This is a genomic window from Myxococcus sp. CA039A, assembly GCF_013336645.1.
GTDB lineage: Bacteria > Myxococcota > Myxococcia > Myxococcales > Myxococcaceae > Myxococcus > Myxococcus llanfairpwllgwyngyllgogerychwyrndrobwllllantysiliogogogochensis.
The window spans coordinates 1-18,417 of the sequence record NZ_JABUMQ010000018.1; the positions used below are offsets into that span (position 1 = coordinate 1).

Genomic DNA, 18,417 nt, shown 5'->3' on the forward strand with positions numbered 1-18,417 from the left:
CCATCATCCCGCACCTCGAGCACCAGCCTGTCCCCCCGGCGCCAGGTTCGCACCCACACGTTCCCTCGAGACGCACGCCGCGAAGTCCCATGCTTGATGGCGTTCTCGACGAGTGGCTGGAGGACGAGCGCGGGAACCCGAGCCATCAACGTCTCTGGCTCCGGCTCCAGGTGGGACTCCAGCCGTCCACCGAAGCGAAGCTGCTCGATGCCCAGGTAGCGGCGGACCAGCTCCAGTTCCTCGGACAGCGGCACCTCGTGGTCCCCGCGTCCTTCCAGACTGGCCCGCAGCAAATCCCCCAGCTCCACGAGCGCCTCCACGGCCTCCGGGTTGCGCGACTGGCGAACCAACCCGACGACAGCGTTCAGCGTGTTGAAGAGGAAGTGTGGATCCAACTGCGCGCGCAGGGACTGGAGGCGGGACTCGGCCAGCCGCGCCATCAACCGGGACTCCGCCAGCTCCCGCTCCCGCGCCCGACGGACCGCGTTCAGCGCCGCCCAGGCCGCGAGAAACAGCAGGTACTCAAAATATCCCAGCGCTCCCCGCTCCAGAAGGAGCGCTCGCAGCCCCTCGCTGAACGCCACGCCCCGGGCGGCCCACTGTTCGAGCCCGGAGCGCACCAGGGCGAGCAGGAGCGCATGCACCAGGACGAAGCCACTCCCGATGGCGATGAGCGGCCCCACCTCGCGAACCCCAGGAGTCGCATCGCGCGTTACACGGCGAAAAGTGGCCAGGATGAGAGGCCCCAGGAGCGCCCAGACGCTGTAGGGCACCATCGCCAGCGCCAGCTTGAAGCCAAAGTCCCGAGGCTCGTGTGCATACGCGCCCACCGCATGAGGCAGCGCGGCGAGCAATCCCGCGCCCATGCCGAACATCCACACGCGCCGAGGGGACAGGACACGCGTCGGGGCTCGCGCGTCCGGCGCCTCCCCCTGGTTCACGGCATCCCTCGCGGCCACGGTGACGCAGCGTAGCGGAAGCGCCTGGTTTCGAGAGCCCCCCGCGAAGCGAAACACGTGCTTCGGCTATGCTGCTCGCGCTCCGTGAACAGGACCACTCCGGGCCACGAGCCCGATGAAACACGCCCGCCGTCTCCACCGTCCTCCCATGTGCGCGCCGGCACTCTGTACGCATTGGACGACACACCCGACACCGCCCCTCCTCCGAGCCAGGCCGCGCGAGGGCTCCGTGTCACGGGTATCGGCACGGCCTTGCTCATCGCCCTGGGACTCGCCGTCCCCGGCGTGGCCGCGTTCCTGCTCCGTCCCAGCACCACGCCCCCCCTCACCGCCACCCCGACCGGGAACACCGCGCCGGCGCGCGAGCCTCCGCCTCCCGCCCCCACGGGTCCCGTGCGGGTCTGCGTGTTGAAGTTCCGCAACCTGAGTGGAGACACCTCACTCACGCCCCTCGAACTGGCCCTGTCCGAAGCAGTGGTCACCGACGTGGGCCACCAACCCGGGATGCGACTCATCGAGCGCGGGCAGTTGGACCTCCCGATGGAGGAGCAGGACTTCACGCAGGGCGCGCGGGTGGACCCGGAGACCCGGGCCCGCCTGGGTCGCATCGTCGGCGCGGAGGTGGTGGTGCTCGGCGGCTTCCAGCAAGCGGGCGCCGTGCTGCGCATCTCCGCGAGGTTCGTCCACGTGGAGACCGGTGAAGTACTCGACACGGCGCGCGTGGAGGGGCCCGCGAGCAAGCCCTTCGAGGTCCAGGACGCGCTCACCGCCGAGGTGCGCGCGCTGCTGCCCCGCCTGCCCGCGAGGCTGAGACCATGAAGGCCCCACACGCGCTGCTGCTGCTCCTCTTCCTGTGCTCCCACCTGGCGCACGCGGCGGCACCCGCGAAGCCTCCGCCAGGGCCCGCGGCGGTGATGCCGTTCCGCAACCTCAACACGGACACCTCGCTGGACTGGCTCGCGCGTGGCATGACGGAGACGCTCATCTCCGACCTGCGCGCCAGCGGACGCATCCAATTGGTGGAGCGCGAGCAGCTCGACGCCGCCCTCGCCGAGCTGGACCTCCAGGAGCGAAAGCAGTCCACGGAGTCGACAGCGGTCCGCGTGGGCCGCCTCGTCGGAGCCCGCACCGTCGTGCTGGGCAGCATCCAGCGCGCGGAGCAACAGGTGCGCATCAACGCGCGCTTCATCGACGTGGAGACCGGCGTCGTGCTGGACACGGCGAAAGTCACGGGCCCCGTGGACCGCATCTTCTCGCTGCAGGACCAGGTGGCGGCCCGGCTGATCGGCTCGCCGGTGAAGCCGCGCGCGAAGCGTCCCTCGGGGAGAGAAGCGGTGCTGGCCCTGGAGACCTATGGTCGGGCACTCCAGGCCCCCACCGAGGACGAGCGCGCGTGGCTTCTTCGCGCGACGTTGGCGGGCAGCCCGAGCTTCGAGTACGCCCGAGAAGAGCTCTCTCGTCTGGAGAAGCGGCTTGCCGAGCACGCCCTGCGCGCCACCCCCGGTCGCGAGGCCGCCGACGCGGAGCTGCGGGCCATGATGCTGGACCCCCAACGCGCCTCCGAGGAGCGCTCCTCGGCCGCGTTGCGGTTGTTGGACGCGAACTACATCCGGGGCCGCTGGCGCACGCTGGTCCAGGACACCGAGCGGGTCCTGCCGCTGGGGCTTCCGCTGTATCAACTTCGCCTCCCAGCCGAGACGGCCTTGTGGTTTCGCATCATCGCGCTCGGCAAGCTCGATCAATTGGACGCCGCGCGGGACGCCGGTGACACCTTCCTGCGGACCTATCCCCAGAGCCTGATGGCAGACGGCGTCGACTCCATGATGCGAGCCTCCGCCCTGGCCCGCGCCGCCAACGAGCAATCCCACAAGGCGATGATCGAGGGGCTGGCGACCGAGGAACTCCTCTTCGCCCGGCGCATCGAGGAGCTCGAGCGGAAGGGCCAGCCCACCGTCTCCGTGCGGATGGAGCGCGACTACAACCGCTGCTTCAAGCCCGCCACCCATCACGTGAATGCCCAGACCCTGGTGGCCTGCCGGGCGTTCTACGAAACGTGGGGAGGCGGAGCCTCCGCCATCGAGAAGACCTACGCCAGGAACGCACGCGAAGCAGAGATTGCCGCCCTCGTCCGCCTGCGCCGCTACAACGAAGCACGTGAGCGGCTGGCCGCCTACCGCGCCATCGACCCCAATGGGGAACAGGCCAGTGTCGCGCGCGTCCTCGTGGTCAACATCCGCGCCAGCGACGAGGAATGAAGGCGCGGCACCTGTCCGGCGTGCCGCGCCTCCAGTGCCCTGGCTACGGGGCGATCTTCGTCAGGAACGAGTCGGGGGCACCCTGCAGCGTGTTGCCCTCGAAGTTCCCGTCCAGGTAGCCGCCGACGTACATGTTGTCGTTCTGGTCCACCACGACACCCATGCTGCGCACATCCTTCTCCACGCCGTTGAGCACCGCGGTGGGCTGCTGCTTGATCCACTGGAGCGTGCCGGAGAAGTCCACCTTCGCCACGTAGTTGTGGACCATGCCGCCCGTGGTGTCGGTCGTCTGCGTCACGTCCGCCACCCCGCCTCCCGTCACGTAGATGCCGTCGTCATGGGCGAAGATGCCCATGCCCCACGAGCCAGAGCCCGAGTCCAGCTCCCACACCCACTGCTTGACACCCGCCGGGTTGAACCGCGCGATGAAGACGTCGATGGCCGGGGTGACGTTGGGCACGCCATCCATGCCACCGCCGCTGTAGCCCGTCAGGTACACGTTGCCGTTCGCATCCAGCGTGGAGCCGTAGAGCCACACGGCCGTGGCGGGAGCACCCGCCAGCCGCGTCCACTGCTTCACGCCGTCCGCGTCGTACTTGGTGATGAAGGCGTCCTGAGGCCCGGTCAGCGTCTGGCCGTCCAGGTTGCCGTCCGTCCAGCCGGAGACGTAGACGTTGCCGGAGTTGTCGGCGGAGGCCCGCCGCGCATGGGTCGACTTCCCCGCCACGCCCAACAGGCGCGTCCACTGCTTCACGCCCGTCGCGTTGTACTTGGTGACGAACGCATCGTAGTTACCGGTGCGCACGTTGCCATCCAGGTTGCCGTTGGTGGAGCCCACCAGGAAGGCGTTGTCCGCCGAGTCGAGCGACACGCCGTAGCCCTCCGTCTGCGCTCCCGCCAGGCCAATCTGCCGCGTCCAGCCAAACACGCCGGTGTAGCGGTAGCGGGTGATGAACGCGTCCCGGCCCCCGCTGCTCGTCGCGCCCGGCAGGGCGCCATCCGTGAAGCCCGCGACGTAGATCTCCTCGAACGACCGGTTGCGCGCGATGCCGTAGCCCAGGGTGACAGTGCCCGCCACGCCGAGCTGCTTGTGGAACTGGAGGTTGCCGTTCCAGTCGCGGGCCGTGAGGAAGCCGTCCATCAATCCGGCCATGGGCTGCCCCTCCACGCCCACCGTCGTCATGCCCGTGGAGTACGTACGCCCCGCCGGGTCGCCGGCCAGGTCATGGATGCGGGTGAAGCCACCCGGGGCGCCGGACGTCTTCGTCCACAGGTCCACCACCGTGGGGAACGCGTCACACTGGTACAGCTCCAGCCGACCAATGGACAGGACGACGATGCCCGCGCGGTTGTCGTTGTCGTCCGACACGTTCAGCCGGTACTTCTTGTACTGACCGGGGTGGGCCACGTCGTACTCGCGCCGCTCGTTGGTCCAGCCCGTCACGTTCGTGCGCGTGTCCACCACCACCCAGGTGCTGCCGTTGGAGCCCTCCAGCGTCCAGTTCTTCGGGGACCGCGTGGTGATGGAGCCGTTGGAGTAGGAGATGGCGTAGCGGCGCACCGTCTTCATCACGCCACTGCCGAACTCGTACCCCAGCCATGCGGGCGTCTGGTTGGCCGTGGAGAGCCAGAAGGTGGTGGCGTTGTCGAACGCCTTCCAGGGCTCGTAGGCGGCCGGATTCGAGCCGTACACGCCCGAACTCGTGACGAAGCCCGAGGGCGCCGAGTTGCTCGTCATCACCGGCACCAGGCTGGTGCAGTTGGTGAGCTGCTGCTCCTGGCTCCCCGGAGCGTCCGTCGGGGCATCCTCGCCCGGCTCCCCACCCTGGCAGCCCACGAGCGCCAGCGCGCTCGCCAGGAACATCCCTCGTACCGCGTTCAAGAATCTCATGGTGTCTCCCCTCGTTCCGCGAGCGCGAAGGTGCGCGCGGCCATCCGGCGGCCCCGTGACTCCAGGCCCTCGGTGGACCAGGGAGATACCGACCCCGGGGCGACCTCTGGCGCGGGATGTGACGAAACCGCCCTGGCGAGGGACGAAACCGCCTCACCCGGGGATGAGACCTGAATCACGGTTCATATTTTCCGGCGCATTGCAAGCCAGCCCGTGTTGCACGCGCTGCGTCGAAAGAATCGGTCTTGCTCGCGACGAACCAAACCCATTGAATCGCGCCCATGAAATTCCTGCGTGAGCTGCGCTCGGTCCTGAACCTGACGGTGCTGGTGGCCGGGCTCGGTTACTTCGTCGACCTCTTCGACATCACGCTGTTCGGCGTGGTGCGCGCCGCGTCGCTCCGGGACATCGGCATCACCAGTCCGGAGGAGGTGCTGTCGAAGGGCATCCTCATCTACAACTGCCAGATGGTGGGGATGATGGTGGGCGGCCTCTTGTGGGGCGTGCTCGCCGACAAGCGCGGCCGGCTGTCGGTGATGTTCGGCTCCATCCTGCTCTACTCGTTCGCGAACCTGGCCAACGCGTTCGCCTGGGACGTGACGAGCTACGCGGTGTTCCGCTTCCTGGGCGGCGTGGGCCTTGCGGGCGAGCTGGGCGCGGCAATCACCCTGGTCGCCGAGTCGCTCCCCAAGGAGAAGCGCGGCCTGGGCACCACCATCGTCGCGACGCTCGGCATGCTGGGAATCGTGGCGGCGGCCTTCGTGGGCCAGCACCTGCACTGGAAGACGGCCTACTTCACCGGCGGCATCATGGGACTGGCGCTGCTGTTCGCCCGCTTCAAGGTCTCCGAGTCGGAGCTGTTCACCAAGAAGACGGACCCGTCGCGCGCCAACCCCTTCCTGCTGCTCCAGGGGGGCCGGTTCCTCAAGTACATCTGCTGCATCCTGATTGGCGTCCCCATCTACTTCACCACCGGCATCCTCTTCACCTTCGCGCCGGAGCTGACGGCGGGGCTCAACGTGCAGGGCACCGTCACGGCGGGCAACGCCATCCTCTATGGCTCCATCGGCCTGACGATTGGCGACCTGCTCGCCGGCCTGTTCAGCCAGTGGCTCAAGAGCCGCAAGCGCGCGGTGGCGCTGAACCTGGTGGGTGGCTTCCTGCTGATGCTCGTCTACGGGCTGGTGCCCGGGCTCACCAGCACGACGGTGTACCTCCTCAGCTTCCTCATCGGCATCATGGTGGGCTACTGGGCGGTGCTGGTGACGATGGCGGCCGAGCAGTTCGGCACCAACATCCGCGGCACGGTGGCGACGACGGTGCCCAACTTCGTCCGGGGCTCCGCCGCGATTGCCGCCAGCGGCTTCGCCGTCCTCAAGGGCTACATCTCCGTGCCCATGGCGGCCATCACCGTGGGCAGCATCTGCTTCGGACTCGCGCTGATCGCGCTCACGCGAATCGAAGAGACCTTCCACCGCGACCTCGACTTCGAGGAGGCCGGGCCGGACGCGGCCACCGAGGCCGCCGCGCGCTCCCAGCCCTCCTGAAGGGCCGGCGTCAGCCCTTGCGGGCGCTCACCCGCATGGGCATTCCCCGCTTGGGCACGAAGGTCAGCCGCGTCTGCCACTCCACGGGGTTCTTCCCCAGGTACTCCACGTCGCACTGCTGGAGCAGCGTGGCCAGCGTCTGCACCGTGTCCACCTGGGACATGTGCTGGCCCACGCAGATGCGCTGGCCGGCCCCGAAGGGCACGTAGGCGCACTTGTGCATTCCCGTCATGCGCTCCGGCAGGAAGCGGTCCGGGTCGAACGTGTCCGCGTCCTTCCAGTGGTCCGGGTGCCGGTGGATGGCGTACGGGCACATGAGGAGCTGGGTGCCCTTGGGCAGGAGCACCCCGCCCACCTCCACCTCGCCCGCCGTCTCCCGGAGGATGGTCCACGCGGGCGGGTTCAGCCGATTGATCTCCTGCACGACGCGGTTCGTATACGTCAGCTTCGCCACGTCCTCGTACTTCGGCGGCTCGCTGCCACAGACCGAGCTCACCTCCTCGCGGATGGCGCGCGTCACCTCCGGGTGCTGCGTACACGCGTGCACGGCCCACGTCAGGGAGGTGGCGATCATCTCGAAGCTGGCGCCGAAGAGGTTGACGATTTCGTCGCGCACCTGCTTGTCCTCCATCGGCTCGCTGGTGTCCCGGGCCCGCGCCTCCACGAGCGCGGACAGCAGGGTGATGTCTCCGTCCTGCGTCCCCCGCTCGCGCCGCCGGGAGAGCCGCGCGTAGATCCACCCGTTGATGAGCCACAGCGCCGTGCCTATCCGCTCGGGGTTCGGGTCGAGCCGGGGCAGCAGCTTGAAGTACAGCGTGCCCCAGGGCCCTCGCCGACGACCGAACACGTCGATGGCATCCATGATGCTCGCGAAGAACTCCTCGCGGGGCGTCTCATCGAAGCACGTGCGCCACATCACCCCGAACATCAGGCGGGCCGCCTCCGTGTACATGTCGAAGGACTCGCCCCTGGCGCCCAGGTCGGACCACCGCCGCACGCCCTTGGACAGCTCGTCGCTGAAGATGCCCGCCCACTGCCGGACCTTCTCCTTGTGAAACATGGGCTGAACCATGTGTCGCTGCCGCTTCCAGACGTCCCCCTGGCTCACGGTGAGCCCGTTGCCATTGAAGGGATTGACGATGCGCGGTTTGGGGAAGACCAGGGGCTCGTCGATGAGCACCCGCTTCACGTCCACCGGGTTCCTCAGGAACGCGATGGGGTAGCCGTAGACGCGAACCAGGGACACGTCGCCGTATTCGGCGTGGAGCTTGTTGGCCAGGGCCAACGGCTCTTGGAGCATGGGAAAAAAGCTACCCAGCACGGGCAATCCCCGAGGGCCGGCCTTGCGGCGCACGGAGGGCGAAGGAGCAGAGGTGTCCATGACCCCCGATTTGTTCCGGTCGGCTCCGCACCGTCAAGACCGCCATGCACTGACTTGAAACCGACGTCCCGAAACGGGCCAGTTGCGCTGGGAGGGGGAAGAGCCCTATCCCCTCTACCCAGCCATGGCTTCCGCCCCCATCCGACCCATCCAGAAAGTGCTGTGCGCCAACCGCGGTGAGATCGCCATCCGCGTGTTTCGCGCCTGCAACGAGCTTGGCATCCGCACCGTCGCCATCTACAGCGACGAGGACCGGACGCATGAGCACCGCCACAAGGCCGATGAGGCCTACCGGGTCGGTCACGGCAAGCGCCCCGTGGAAGCCTACCTGGGCATCGACGAAATCCTCGACGTGGCGGAGCGAGCCGGGGTGGACGCCATCCACCCGGGCTACGGCTTCCTGTCGGAGAACGCCGACTTCGCCGAGGCCTGCGAGCGCCGGGGCATCCGCTTCATCGGCCCCCGCTCCGCGGTCGTGCGGACCATGGGAGACAAGGTCGCCGCCAAGGCGCTCGCCCAGCAGGTCGGCGTGCCCACCGTGCCGGGCACGACGCTGGAGGGTGACGACGCCCAGGTACTGGCCCGCGCGCGGGAGTTCTTCTCCACGCACGGCGGTCCGGTGCTCGTGAAGGCGGCCCACGGCGGCGGCGGGCGCGGCATGCGCGTGGTGCGCGAGGAGAAGGAGCTGGAGGCGGCGCTCGCCTCGGCGCGCTCGGAGGCGAAGAGCGCCTTTGGCTCCTCGGCCGTGTTCCTGGAGAAGTTCCTGGAGCGGGTGCGACACATCGAGGTGCAGCTGCTCGGAGACCTGCATGGGCAGCTGGTCCACCTGCACGAGCGCGACTGCTCGGTGCAGCGGCGGCACCAGAAGGTCATCGAGATCGCTCCCGCGCCCAACCTGGCCCCGGCGCTCAAGCACGCCATCTGCGACGCGGCGGTGCGGCTGGCGAGGGAGGCGGGCTACAGCAGCGCGGGCACGGCGGAGTTCCTCGTCGGCGACGACCACTTCTACTTCATCGAGTGCAACGCACGACTCCAGGTGGAGCACACCGTCACGGAGCAGGTGACGGGCGTGGACCTGGTGCAGAGCCAGATTCGCATCGCGGAGGGCCACGCGCTGAACTCGCCCGAGGTGGGCATCCCCTCGCAGGAGTCCATCCAGCCACGAGGCTTCGCGGTACAGCTGCGCGTCACCACGGAGGACCCGTCCAACAACTTCATGCCGGACGCGGGAGTCATCACCGCCTGGCGCGCGGCCACCGGCTTCGGCATCCGCCTGGATGGCTCGAACGGCTACACCAACGCGCACATCTCCCCGTTCTACGACTCCATGCTGGTGAAGGTCATTGCCTACGCGCCCACCTTCCAGGGCGCGGTGATGAAGGGCCAGCGCGCCCTGCGCGAGTTCCGCATCCGAGGCGTGAAGACGAACCTCCCGTTCCTGGAGAACGTGCTGCACCACCCCGACTTCCAGGCGGGCAAGACGTACACGCGCTTCATCGACGAGACGCCGGAGCTGTTCCATCTGGCGCCCCGGAGAGACCGCGCCAGCAAGCTGCTCACCTACCTGGCCGAGGTCATCGTCAACGGCCACCCCACCATCAAGAGCCACCAGCGGCTCAAGCCCACGCAGTTCATGGAGCCGCGCCTGCCGGTGGCGCCTCCCGGCCCTCCGCCCCGAGGCACCGCGCAGATTCTCGCGGAGAAGGGTCCTCGGGGACTGGCCGAGTGGGTGCTCGCGCAGAAGCGCGTGCTGCTGACGGACACGACGATGCGGGACGCGCACCAGTCGCTGCTGGCGACGCGCATGCGCACCCGGGACGTGCTGCGGGTGGCCCCCGCCACGGCGCACCTGGCGTCGGACCTGTTCAGCCTGGAGAGCTGGGGCGGCGCGACGTTCGACACCGCGTACCGCTTCCTCAACGAGGACCCGTGGGCCCGGCTGCGGGCGCTGAAGGCCGCAGCGCCCAACCTGCTGCTCCAGATGCTGCTGCGTGGCGCCAACGCCGTGGGCTACACCAGCTATCCGAACAACGTGGTGGAGGCGTTCATCGACGAGGCGGCCGAGGCGGGCGTGGACGTCTTCCGCATCTTCGACAGCCTCAACGACCTGGGCAGCATGGACGTGTCCATCCGCCGTGTGATCAAGACGGGCAAGGTGGCCGAGGTGGCCATCTGCTACACGGGCGACGTCGCGAACCCCAAGCGCAAGAAGTACACGCTCGACTACTACGCGGACCTGGCGAAGCGCATCGAGGACTCGGGCGCGCACTTCCTGTGCATCAAGGACATGGCGGGCCTGTTGCGTCCGCGCGCGGCGGCCATGCTGATGGACCGGCTGCGCGAGGTGACGAAGCTGCCCATCCACCTGCACATGCACGACACCGCGGGCAATGGCATCGCCAGCTACCTGGAGGCCATCGAGCACGGGGTCCACATCGTCGACGTGGCCCTGGGCAGCATGGCGGGCCTCACCAGTCAGCCCAGCCTCAACGCGCTGGTGAGCGCCCTGCGCGGCCATCCGCGTGAGACGGGCCTGGCCAACGCACGGCTGCAGCCGCTCGCCAACTACTGGGAGGACGTGCGCGAGTACTACGCCCCCTTCGAAAGCGGCCTCAAGAGCACGACGAGCGAGGTCTACTACCACGAGATTCCGGGCGGTCAGTACTCCAACCTCCGGCCGCAGGTCGCGGAGATGGGCCTGCTCAGCCGATGGAACGACGTGAAGGACGCCTTCGCGCTGGTCAACGTGCTGGTGGGTGACATCCCCAAGGTGACGCCGTCGTCGAAGATGGTGGGCGACTTCGCCATCTTCCTCCTGAAGAACGACCTGATGGTGCGCGCGCCCACGCTGGCGGAGGCCGCCACGCTGACGCACGTGAAGCTCATCGCGGAGGCGCCCCGGTTGGACTTCCCCTCCAGCGTGGTGGGCTACTTCCGGGGCGAGCTGGGCCAGCCGCCCAACGGCTTCCCCGAGGATCTGCGCGCCGCGGTGCTCAAGGGCCTGCCGCGCGTGGAAGGCCGCCCGTCCGCGAGCCTCCCCGCGTTGGACCTGGAGGCCCTGCGCGCCGAGCTGTCGAAGAAGACAGGCCAGCCGCTGTCGCGCGTGGACGCCATCTCCAGCGCGCTCTACCCGCGCGTCATGGCGGGCTACCTGGACGATGCCGCGCGCTACGAGGACGTCTCCATCCTCGACACGCCCAACTACTTCTACGGCATGGAGGTGGGCCAGGAGATCTGGGTGGACCTGGAGCCGGGCAAGACGCTGGTCATCAGCCTGTCCGCGGTGGGCGAGCCGGACGAGGACGGCCTGCGCACCGTCTACTTCGCGCTCAACGGCCACAACCGCACGGTGCAGGTGAGGGACCGCAGCCGCGCGGCTCGCGTGGAGTCGCGCCGTCAGGCAGACCGCGCCAATCCCAACCACGTCGCCGCGAGCATGCCGGGCACGGTCATCGCCGTGCACATCAAGGCGGGGGCCAAGGTGGACGCGGGTGCGCCGCTCGTCACGCTGGAGGCGATGAAGATGGAGACGGTGGTGCGCGCCCCTCGCGCGGGCACCGTCGCGGAGGTGGCGACGACGCTGAAGGCCTCCGTCCAGGGCGGAGACCTGCTCGCGGTGCTCCAGTAGGGCCGCGAGAAGGAACAGCCGGCCGTTGAGTGTGGGCGCGGCCTTTGACATGGTCGCGCCCCATGAAGCGTGCACTCCTGTCCTTCCTGGCCCTGGTGTCCTGCGCCACTCCCTCCAACACGTCGCCGTCGACCTCCGAGACCGCGGCGAGCTCCGGCCCCGGAGGCACCGCGCCCCAGGTGCCCGCGCTCCCGGAAGAAGTCCGGCTGGCAGACCTGCGGCAGATGACCTTCGGCGGAGAGAACGCCGAGGCCTACTGGTCCTTCGACGGCAAGCAGCTGTCGCTCCAGGCCCGGCACGAGGGCATGGGCTGTGACCGCATCTACCGGATGGCTGTGGACCCCGCGAGCGGCGCCGCCGCCACGGTGACGCCGGTCTCCAGCGGCCAGGGCGCGACGACGTGCGCGCACTTCCTGCCCGGCGACCAGGCGATCATCTACGCCTCCACGCATTTGGGTGGCGAGGCGTGCCCGCCCAAGCCCGACCACTCCATGGGTTACGTCTGGGCCCTGTACGACACGTACGACATCTTCAAGTCGAACGCGGATGGCAGCGGGCTGACGCGACTGACGGAGACGCCGGGCTACGACGCGGAGGGCACTGTCTGCGGCAAGGACGGCTCCATCATCTTCACGTCCGTGCGGGATGGCGACCTGGAGCTGTACCGGATGGACCGCGACGGGAAGAACGTGAAGCGGCTGACGCACACGCCCGGCTATGACGGCGGCGCGTTCTTCAACGCGGACTGCTCCAAGATTGTCTGGCGCGCGTCGCGTCCGCAGGCCGGCAAGGCCCTGGACGACTACCAGGGACTACTCAAGCGCGGACTGGTGCGGCCGACGAAGCTGGAGCTGTACGTGGCCAACGCGGACGGCTCGGAGGCGAAGCAGATCACCTGGCTGAACGGCGCCGCCTTCGCTCCCTTCTTCCACCCCAATGGCCGGCGCATCCTGTTCGCCTCGAACCACGGCGACCCCAAGGGCCGCGAGTTCGACATCTGGGCGGTGGACGTGGACGGCTCCAACCTGGAGCGCATCACGTATGCGCCGGGCTTCGACGGCTTCCCCATGTTCTCGCCGGACGGCAAGTGGCTGGCCTTCTCCAGCAACCGCGCCACCGCGCAGGGAAAGAGCGACACCAACCTGTTCATTGCCCGCTGGGTGGATGACGTGAAGCCGGCCTCGGGTGCGCCGTCGGCCGCCGCGGACCGCATCCGCGAGGACGTCTCCTTCCTCGCGGCGCCCGCACAGGAGGGTCGGGGCATCGGCACGAAGGGCCTTGAGGCCGCCGGAGGACTCATCGAGACGCGGTTCCAGGAGCTGGGTCTGACGCCCGCGGGTGACACCGGGACGTTCCGGCAGGCGTTCCCCGTCACCACCGCCGTGCAGCCCGGGGCTGGGACTCAGGTGCGACTCGGGAAGACGGTGCTCCCGACGGATGCGTACACGGTGCTCGGCTTCTCCGGACAGGGACAGGCGCAGGGCGCGCTGGTGTTCGCGGGTTACGGAATCGTGGAGCCGTCGCTCAAGGTGGACGACTACGCGAAGCTGTCGGTGAAGGGGAAGATTGTCGTGGTGCGCCGCTTCGTCCCGGACGCCCCCGAGTTCTCCGACACGGACAAGCAGCGCCGCTTCGGTGACCTCCGCTACAAGGCCTGGCAGGCGGCGCAGCGTGGCGCGAAGGCGCTCATCGTCGTGGACTGGCCCCAGGCTCCCACGCCCGCGCCCAAGGAGTGGCGGATGCCTCCCGAGGCGACCCTGCCCGTCCTGCATCCCGAGGGGGTGGGCGACGCGGGGCTCCCGGTCGTCGTGGTGAAGCGCGCGGCGATGGAGCCGGTGATGGGCTCGCTGCTGGCGCGCAAGCGCGTGGACGCGCAGGTGGACGTGAAGCTCGAGTTCGAGCAGCGCGCGGCCTTCAACGTCGCGGCGGTGCTGGAGGCGGGCGAGGGCAAGCTGCCGGGCCTCGTCGTGGTGGGCGCGCACTATGACCACCTGGGCTTCGGTGGACGTGGCTCGCTGATGCCGGACCGGCACGAGGCGCATGGCGGCGCGGATGACAACGCCTCGGGCGTCGCGGCGCTGTTGGAGATTGCCCGCACGCTGAAGGAGCGCCGCGCGGAGCTGAAGCACGACGTGCTCTTCCTCGCGTTCTCGGGTGAGGAGACGGGCCTGCTCGGCTCCACGCACTTCACCCGGCAGCGGGGGGACGCGGGGATGAAGCAGGTCACCGCGATGCTGAACCTGGACATGGTGGGCCGGCTGCGGTCCGGTGGCCTGTCGGTGCTGGGCGCCGAGTCCGCCACCGAGTGGGGGCCACTGCTCGCGCGCGCGTGCGACGAGGCTCGCGTCACCTGCAACCCGAGCGGTGACGGGTACGGCCCGAGCGACCACTCGCCCTTCTACGCGGCGGGCGTGCCGGTGCTGCACTTCTTCACGGGAGCGCACTCGGACTACCACAAGCCCACGGACACGGTGGAGGGCATCAACGCGGTGGGCACCGCGCAGGTGGCGCGCATCGTGTCGGCCGTGACGGTGGGCCTGGATGGGACGGCGGCGTTGACCTACCGCAAGGTCCCCTCCCCCACTCCGCGCGGAGACCTGCGCAGCTTCAACGCGTCGCTGGGCACGGTGCCTGACTATGCGGGCCCGCCCAACGGGCAGAAGGGCATGTTGCTCGCGGGAGTGCGCGCGGGAGGCGCGGCGGACCAGGCTGGAATGCTGCGGGGTGACATCCTCGTGCGACTGGGCAAGCACGTCATCGGCGGCGTGGAGGACCTGATGTTCGTGCTCAACTCCTCCAAGCCGGGTGAGACGGTGGAGGCGCGAGTGCTGCGCGAGGGCAAGGAAGTCCCGCTCGAGGTGACGTTCCAGGAGAGCAAGCGCCCTCGCTGAGCTGATTTGTATTGGGGCTCGAGTCGAGCCCCCGAAGGTGAATCACAGCGCGGGCCCGGATGGCGTTCCAGCAGGACGCCCCGGGCCCGTGGTGCTTCCGCTGCACCTGAGTCAGCGGGACTCAACCCCACGGACCAGGTCCGGGCCGAAGCTTGAAAGCAAGACAGTGGGAACGGACACGAGGTCGACAGCCAAAAGCCATCGTCTCTCGTTGGGTCGATCACCCCTTGACTGCCGTTCCTTGACGCCTCGCCTGGACGGGCAGTTGCAGATAGGAGGCGTGCTTGCCGCCGGTGTGGACGACGTGCTGTCCGCTGTTGGCAGGCGTGTACTCGCGGATTCCGGGCATCATCGTTCCCAGAAGGCTCCTGCCGCTGATGACGAAGCGGAGCTGTTCGCCGGAGTGGAACGCGAGGCCGATCGGGAGCAGATCGATTTCGACCTCGACGACCTCACCAGGTGAGAGCTTCTCGACCCTGTCGAAGCTGTGGGCGGGCACCGCATCGGTCGACAGCGTCTCGTCCAGGTGGCGCAGAGAGACACGCAGGCGTCCGTCCGAGCCCTTGTACCGGAGAATCGATGCGCCGCGCTCGGTGATGTCCTGCACCAGCGCGCTCTGGTTGGGCACGGTGAACTGCTGCAGGGGCGTGCCGTACGCATCGAGCTTCTGGACGAGGATGAAGAGGTCCATGTCGTCCGAGCCGCGTGCTTGGACCCAGAGGTGCGCCTTCGGGTAGCCGACCAGGACGGTCTCCTTGTCGAAGCGCGTGATGAACGACACCGCATCGGGGTTGGAGCTCACGTCGTAGACCACCGTCGCTTCAGCGCTCGGGGCTGTTGTGGTCAAGGCGCGCGAGCGGCCGTCGAGGTAGTACTTCGTCGGCGTGACGTCCTTCGGGGGGAACTCGCCCGCACCGACCGCGACCTGATCGCCGCCTTCGAGATCCAGGACCGAGTACCGGACGCGCGGCGTCTGCTCCCACCCGTTGTTCTCGCCCTTCAGGTAGCGGTCGAAGAAGCGGCGCAGCTCCTCCCTGTTCGCTTCGTCGTAGTAGTCGGGCCACTCCTGGGAGTTGTGGATGCGGAGCCACTTCTCCTTCGAGGCCATCCGGCGCCATGCGCGGAACGTGCCCGCCGTGTGCAGGGTGTTCGAGTAGCTGGCCACCACGTATGCCGGAACGGTGATCTGCTCGAAGCGCGGGATCTTGTTCTCCCACAGTTCGGTCATGAGGGGATACCGCTCGGCCTCCGCGAGGATGTCCTCTTTGCGCCCCTTGCCCCAGTAGCTGTTGTCCTGCAACTGCCTCGCGAACCCCGTGTCGGGCATGCCGCCGCGCAGGACGAGGTCCCTGTAGACGTCACTGACGCCCTCCCAGGGGTTGATCGCCGCGAGGTGCGGGGGCTGTTCGGCGGCGGTGAACCACTGCGACACCGCGAGATAGGACGTCCCGCTCATCGCGACCTTACCGGTGCACCACTCCTGGACGGCCAGCCACTCGATCAGGTCGTAGCAGTCGCGTCCCTCCTGGCGATCCCAGATGACGCTGTCCCCGTCGGACTCGGCCACGCCCCGAATGTCGGGATTGCAGATCGCGTAGCCCCGCGCGCACCAGTACGCCGGGTCCGGCCCCTCGAACTTCTCCAGCCCCGACACAATCCCGTTGTCGAGCCCGACCATCTGGAAGATGCCCATCACGCTCGGGGAGGTCCCCTGGCCCTTCCCGTACGGGCTCCATGCCACGATGACCGGCACCTTCTGCGTTCCGGCGGGGCGAAGCACATCGACGTAGATCTTCACGCCGTCCCTCAAGGTGACGGCAACGTCCTTCTCGAGGACGATTTCGACCGGCACCGACTGGAACGGGGGCGCGATCTTGAATCCGGCCGGCAGGGTTCGCGTGCCTGGTTCGAACCCACTCAAGACGCCGTACCTGGCGCCCGGCTTCAACGGCTGGGACGGTACGAACACCTTCTGGTCATCGCTCATGACGAACTCCTCGTGTCTCTTCAACCAGGGACCAGCCCCGTGCCGGTCCGCGTCCTTCGGGCCCCGGACATGGATATCCGCGCTCCCGGCCTCCTCGACATAAAGAACGTTCATTCTGTTTGTCAAGTCGAACGGAGGTGTGACGAATCTGTCGTGAGTGGGATTAATCTTCCGTCATGCCCAAGCTGAGCGAAGGTTCGAGGCAGCGGCGGCGCGAGAGCATCGCGGCTGCAGCCATGCGCTGCTTTGCTCGTCAGGGCGTCACCAGCACCTCGATGGCGGACATCATCCGCGAGGCGGGCTCATCCGCCGGCTCGGTCTACTCGCACTTCTCGAGCAAGGCCGAGCTCTTGCGCTTCGCCGCCTCGATGGCGCTGAGCGAGCTGGTCGCGACGGTGAGTGACGAGCTGCCCGCGGAGCGCACTCCCGCCAGCGTCCTCGCGCACCTGCTGCGGTCGAGGAGCGACAAGGCGCACGCGCAGACCCTCCTTCAGATATGGGCGGACGTGCCTCGCGACGCGGAGATTGAAGAGATCGCTCGGGACAGTGTGATCGAGTTTCGCGCACTCGTGCGGTCAGCGTTGCTACCCTGGTGTCAGGCTCCCGCGCGAGCAAGAACGAGGAATCCGGACACTGCCGCGGACGAGATTTCCGACGCCGTCGTCACGGCCGTTCAAGGCTTCGTGGTCAGGGTCAGCATCGACCGTGACCTCGACAGTGAGCTCGTCGCAAGCCGCCTGGTCGCCTTCTTCGAGAAGGTCTGAGCCCATGTCCGAGGAGCGTGGGACCGCACCCGACGCCCGGGGCGTCCCGTTGACCGAGAGGCGCACTTTCCAAGGCTGCATGATTAACAGTGCGGGAGGAGTCCGCGTTGCGTGCGGCGGAACCGCTCAGGAGAGCGAGACATCATGGCCAAGAGCTGGTTCAAGATCCAAGTCAACACGGGCCACGAGAACAGGGTGAAGGACGCGCTCCTTGAACGGATGAAGGCCTATGACTTGCATTGCCAGACATGGATTCCCGCCGACGGAATGAACTCTCCAGGATACGTGCTCATCCAGCGAAGAGCCTGTCGCGGTATTCGTAGCGAGGGCTTGCCCGGCCGGGGATGAGGATGCTCAATGTTGGACCGGGCAGCCGCCCACCTCGAAGCGGTGCCCCGAAAGCTGAGCGCGGACGCAGGCTACTTCTCCGCGAAGAATGTCCACTGGCTGGAGTCAGTTGGCGTCGAGCCATCCATCGCTACCGGCCGCCAGAAGCATGGGGAAGCGCCACCGAAAGTCAGCGGCCGTCTGCCCGCGGGACGCACCCCGAAGGAGCGGATGGCCCGGAAGATGGCGGTGACCACGACGCCGTTGTCGTCGTTCACGGGAAGCTGCCCGAACGGGTTCTTCGCGCGGAACTCCGGTGAGTCCAGGTCGTGGTTGGGGTGATCCATGCCCACGATCTCGTATGGCATTCCGATCTCTTCGAGCGCCCAGTTCACGCGCAGGTCACGCGTGATGCCGCGCGCCATCTTGTCGACTCGCGAAAAGCTGTCGATCTTGAGCATGCGCCCACCCTACTTCTCGCGGGCACCCCTCTCCAGCCTCCGCTCTCGAGCTCGCACGCATACCGAGGGGACACCCCCACCAAGCGTTCACCCTTCTTCGCGATGCCCGTGGTGAGCACAATCGGATTGCGGCGCGCTGCATGCCCGGTCCTACCGTATCCGTTTGCCCGTCAGCAGCTTTCAGGAGGCCGGCCGATTGCGGAGCTCCTCGAACAGGGGACTCTCACCCGGTGCGCCGCGCGCGAAACACGCGGCGCACCGATTCTCCTATCGAGACCGCGCTGAAATCAGGGCACACCGCCCCATTGCGGCATCGCGGACAGCTC

12 protein-coding genes are annotated in these 18,417 nt (G+C 68.1%); 7 read left to right on the forward strand and 5 right to left on the reverse strand.

From position 1 onward, the window contains the following. Positions 1-941 (reverse strand): histidine kinase (locus tag HR086_RS49520; protein ID WP_174464961.1); only part of this gene is annotated, 941 nt, incomplete at its 3' end. A 192-nt stretch (positions 942-1,133) separates the two neighbouring features. Between HR086_RS49520 and HR086_RS04555 the strand changes: the two genes are divergently transcribed. Both HR086_RS04555 and HR086_RS04560 read left to right on the forward strand, forming a co-directional pair. Beyond that, positions 1,134-1,778 carry a CsgG/HfaB family protein gene (locus tag HR086_RS04555; protein ID WP_174458331.1) on the forward strand — a complete coding sequence of 215 codons (645 nt, stop codon included), beginning with the start codon at positions 1,134-1,136 and terminating at the stop codon, positions 1,776-1,778. Continuing rightward, positions 1,775-3,214 (forward strand): FlgO family outer membrane protein, encoded by a 1,440-nt coding sequence (locus HR086_RS04560; protein ID WP_174464962.1) that lies wholly within the window; start codon positions 1,775-1,777, stop codon positions 3,212-3,214. The genes HR086_RS04555 and HR086_RS04560 overlap by 4 nt, the downstream gene beginning before the upstream one ends. Before the next feature lie 43 nt (positions 3,215-3,257). Here HR086_RS04560 and HR086_RS04565 read toward each other — a convergent pair whose 3' ends face one another. Next, positions 3,258-5,105, reverse strand: coding sequence for an SBBP repeat-containing protein (locus HR086_RS04565; protein WP_141646525.1), 1,848 nt, complete (start codon positions 5,103-5,105; stop codon positions 3,258-3,260). A 281-nt stretch (positions 5,106-5,386) separates the two neighbouring features. Between HR086_RS04565 and HR086_RS04570 the strand changes: the two genes are divergently transcribed. Further along, a complete protein-coding gene (locus tag HR086_RS04570; protein WP_174458328.1) occupies positions 5,387-6,652 on the forward strand; it encodes an MFS transporter in 1,266 nt (421 codons plus the stop codon). 10 nt (positions 6,653-6,662) lie between these two features. Here the strand turns inward: HR086_RS04570 and HR086_RS04575 are convergent, their stop codons facing one another. Further along, a complete protein-coding gene (locus HR086_RS04575; protein ID WP_174486445.1) occupies positions 6,663-8,033 on the reverse strand; it encodes a cytochrome P450 in 1,371 nt (456 codons plus the stop codon). Positions 8,034-8,157: 124 nt separating this feature from the next. Here HR086_RS04575 and HR086_RS04580 point away from each other — a divergent pair, with 124 nt between their 5' ends. Together HR086_RS04580 and HR086_RS04585 are read left to right on the forward strand one after the other, a co-directional pair. Beyond that, positions 8,158-11,661 carry a pyruvate carboxylase gene (locus tag HR086_RS04580; protein WP_174464963.1) on the forward strand — a complete coding sequence of 1,168 codons (3,504 nt, stop codon included), beginning with the start codon at positions 8,158-8,160 and terminating at the stop codon, positions 11,659-11,661. Between the two features lie 62 nt (positions 11,662-11,723). Further along, on the forward strand, positions 11,724-14,552 hold the full coding sequence (locus tag HR086_RS04585; protein WP_174464964.1) for a M20/M25/M40 family metallo-hydrolase: 2,829 nt from the start codon (positions 11,724-11,726) through the stop codon (positions 14,550-14,552). 220 nt (positions 14,553-14,772) lie between these two features. Here the strand turns inward: HR086_RS04585 and HR086_RS04590 are convergent, their stop codons facing one another. After that, positions 14,773-16,539: a CocE/NonD family hydrolase gene (locus tag HR086_RS04590; protein WP_174464965.1), complete on the reverse strand. Its 1,767-nt coding sequence runs from the start codon at positions 16,537-16,539 to the stop codon at positions 14,773-14,775. A gap of 176 nt (positions 16,540-16,715) precedes the next feature. On the opposite strand from HR086_RS04590, the gene HR086_RS04595 reads away from it, so the two are divergent. Further along, a complete protein-coding gene (locus HR086_RS04595; protein WP_174458323.1) occupies positions 16,716-17,303 on the forward strand; it encodes a TetR/AcrR family transcriptional regulator in 588 nt (195 codons plus the stop codon). 144 nt (positions 17,304-17,447) lie between these two features. Next, positions 17,448-17,651 (forward strand): transcription termination/antitermination NusG family protein, encoded by a 204-nt coding sequence (locus tag HR086_RS04600; protein ID WP_174458322.1) that lies wholly within the window; start codon positions 17,448-17,450, stop codon positions 17,649-17,651. A gap of 71 nt (positions 17,652-17,722) precedes the next feature. Here HR086_RS04600 and HR086_RS04605 read toward each other — a convergent pair whose 3' ends face one another. Next, a complete protein-coding gene (locus tag HR086_RS04605; RefSeq protein WP_174463876.1) occupies positions 17,723-18,091 on the reverse strand; it encodes a glutathione S-transferase N-terminal domain-containing protein in 369 nt (122 codons plus the stop codon). Between the last annotated feature and the right edge of the window lie 326 nt (positions 18,092-18,417).

Bases quoted from the DNA above. Each gene is read 5' to 3' on its own strand.
- HR086_RS04560 (WP_174464962.1), top strand. From the start codon at position 1,775: ATGAAGGCCCCACACGCGCTGCTGCTGCTCCTCTTCCTGTGCTCCCAC.
- HR086_RS04565 (WP_141646525.1), bottom strand. From the start codon at position 5,105: ATGAGATTCTTGAACGCGGTACGAGGGATGTTCCTGGCGAGCGCGCTG.
- HR086_RS04570 (WP_174458328.1), top strand. From the start codon at position 5,387: ATGAAATTCCTGCGTGAGCTGCGCTCGGTCCTGAACCTGACGGTGCTG.
- HR086_RS04575 (WP_174486445.1), bottom strand. From the start codon at position 8,033: ATGGACACCTCTGCTCCTTCGCCCTCCGTGCGCCGCAAGGCCGGCCCT.
- HR086_RS04580 (WP_174464963.1), top strand. From the start codon at position 8,158: ATGGCTTCCGCCCCCATCCGACCCATCCAGAAAGTGCTGTGCGCCAAC.
- HR086_RS04585 (WP_174464964.1), top strand. From the start codon at position 11,724: ATGAAGCGTGCACTCCTGTCCTTCCTGGCCCTGGTGTCCTGCGCCACT.
- HR086_RS04590 (WP_174464965.1), bottom strand. From the start codon at position 16,539: ATGAGCGATGACCAGAAGGTGTTCGTACCGTCCCAGCCGTTGAAGCCG.
- HR086_RS04595 (WP_174458323.1), top strand. From the start codon at position 16,716: ATGCCCAAGCTGAGCGAAGGTTCGAGGCAGCGGCGGCGCGAGAGCATC.
- HR086_RS04600 (WP_174458322.1), top strand. From the start codon at position 17,448: ATGGCCAAGAGCTGGTTCAAGATCCAAGTCAACACGGGCCACGAGAAC.
- HR086_RS04605 (WP_174463876.1), bottom strand. From the start codon at position 18,091: ATGCTCAAGATCGACAGCTTTTCGCGAGTCGACAAGATGGCGCGCGGC.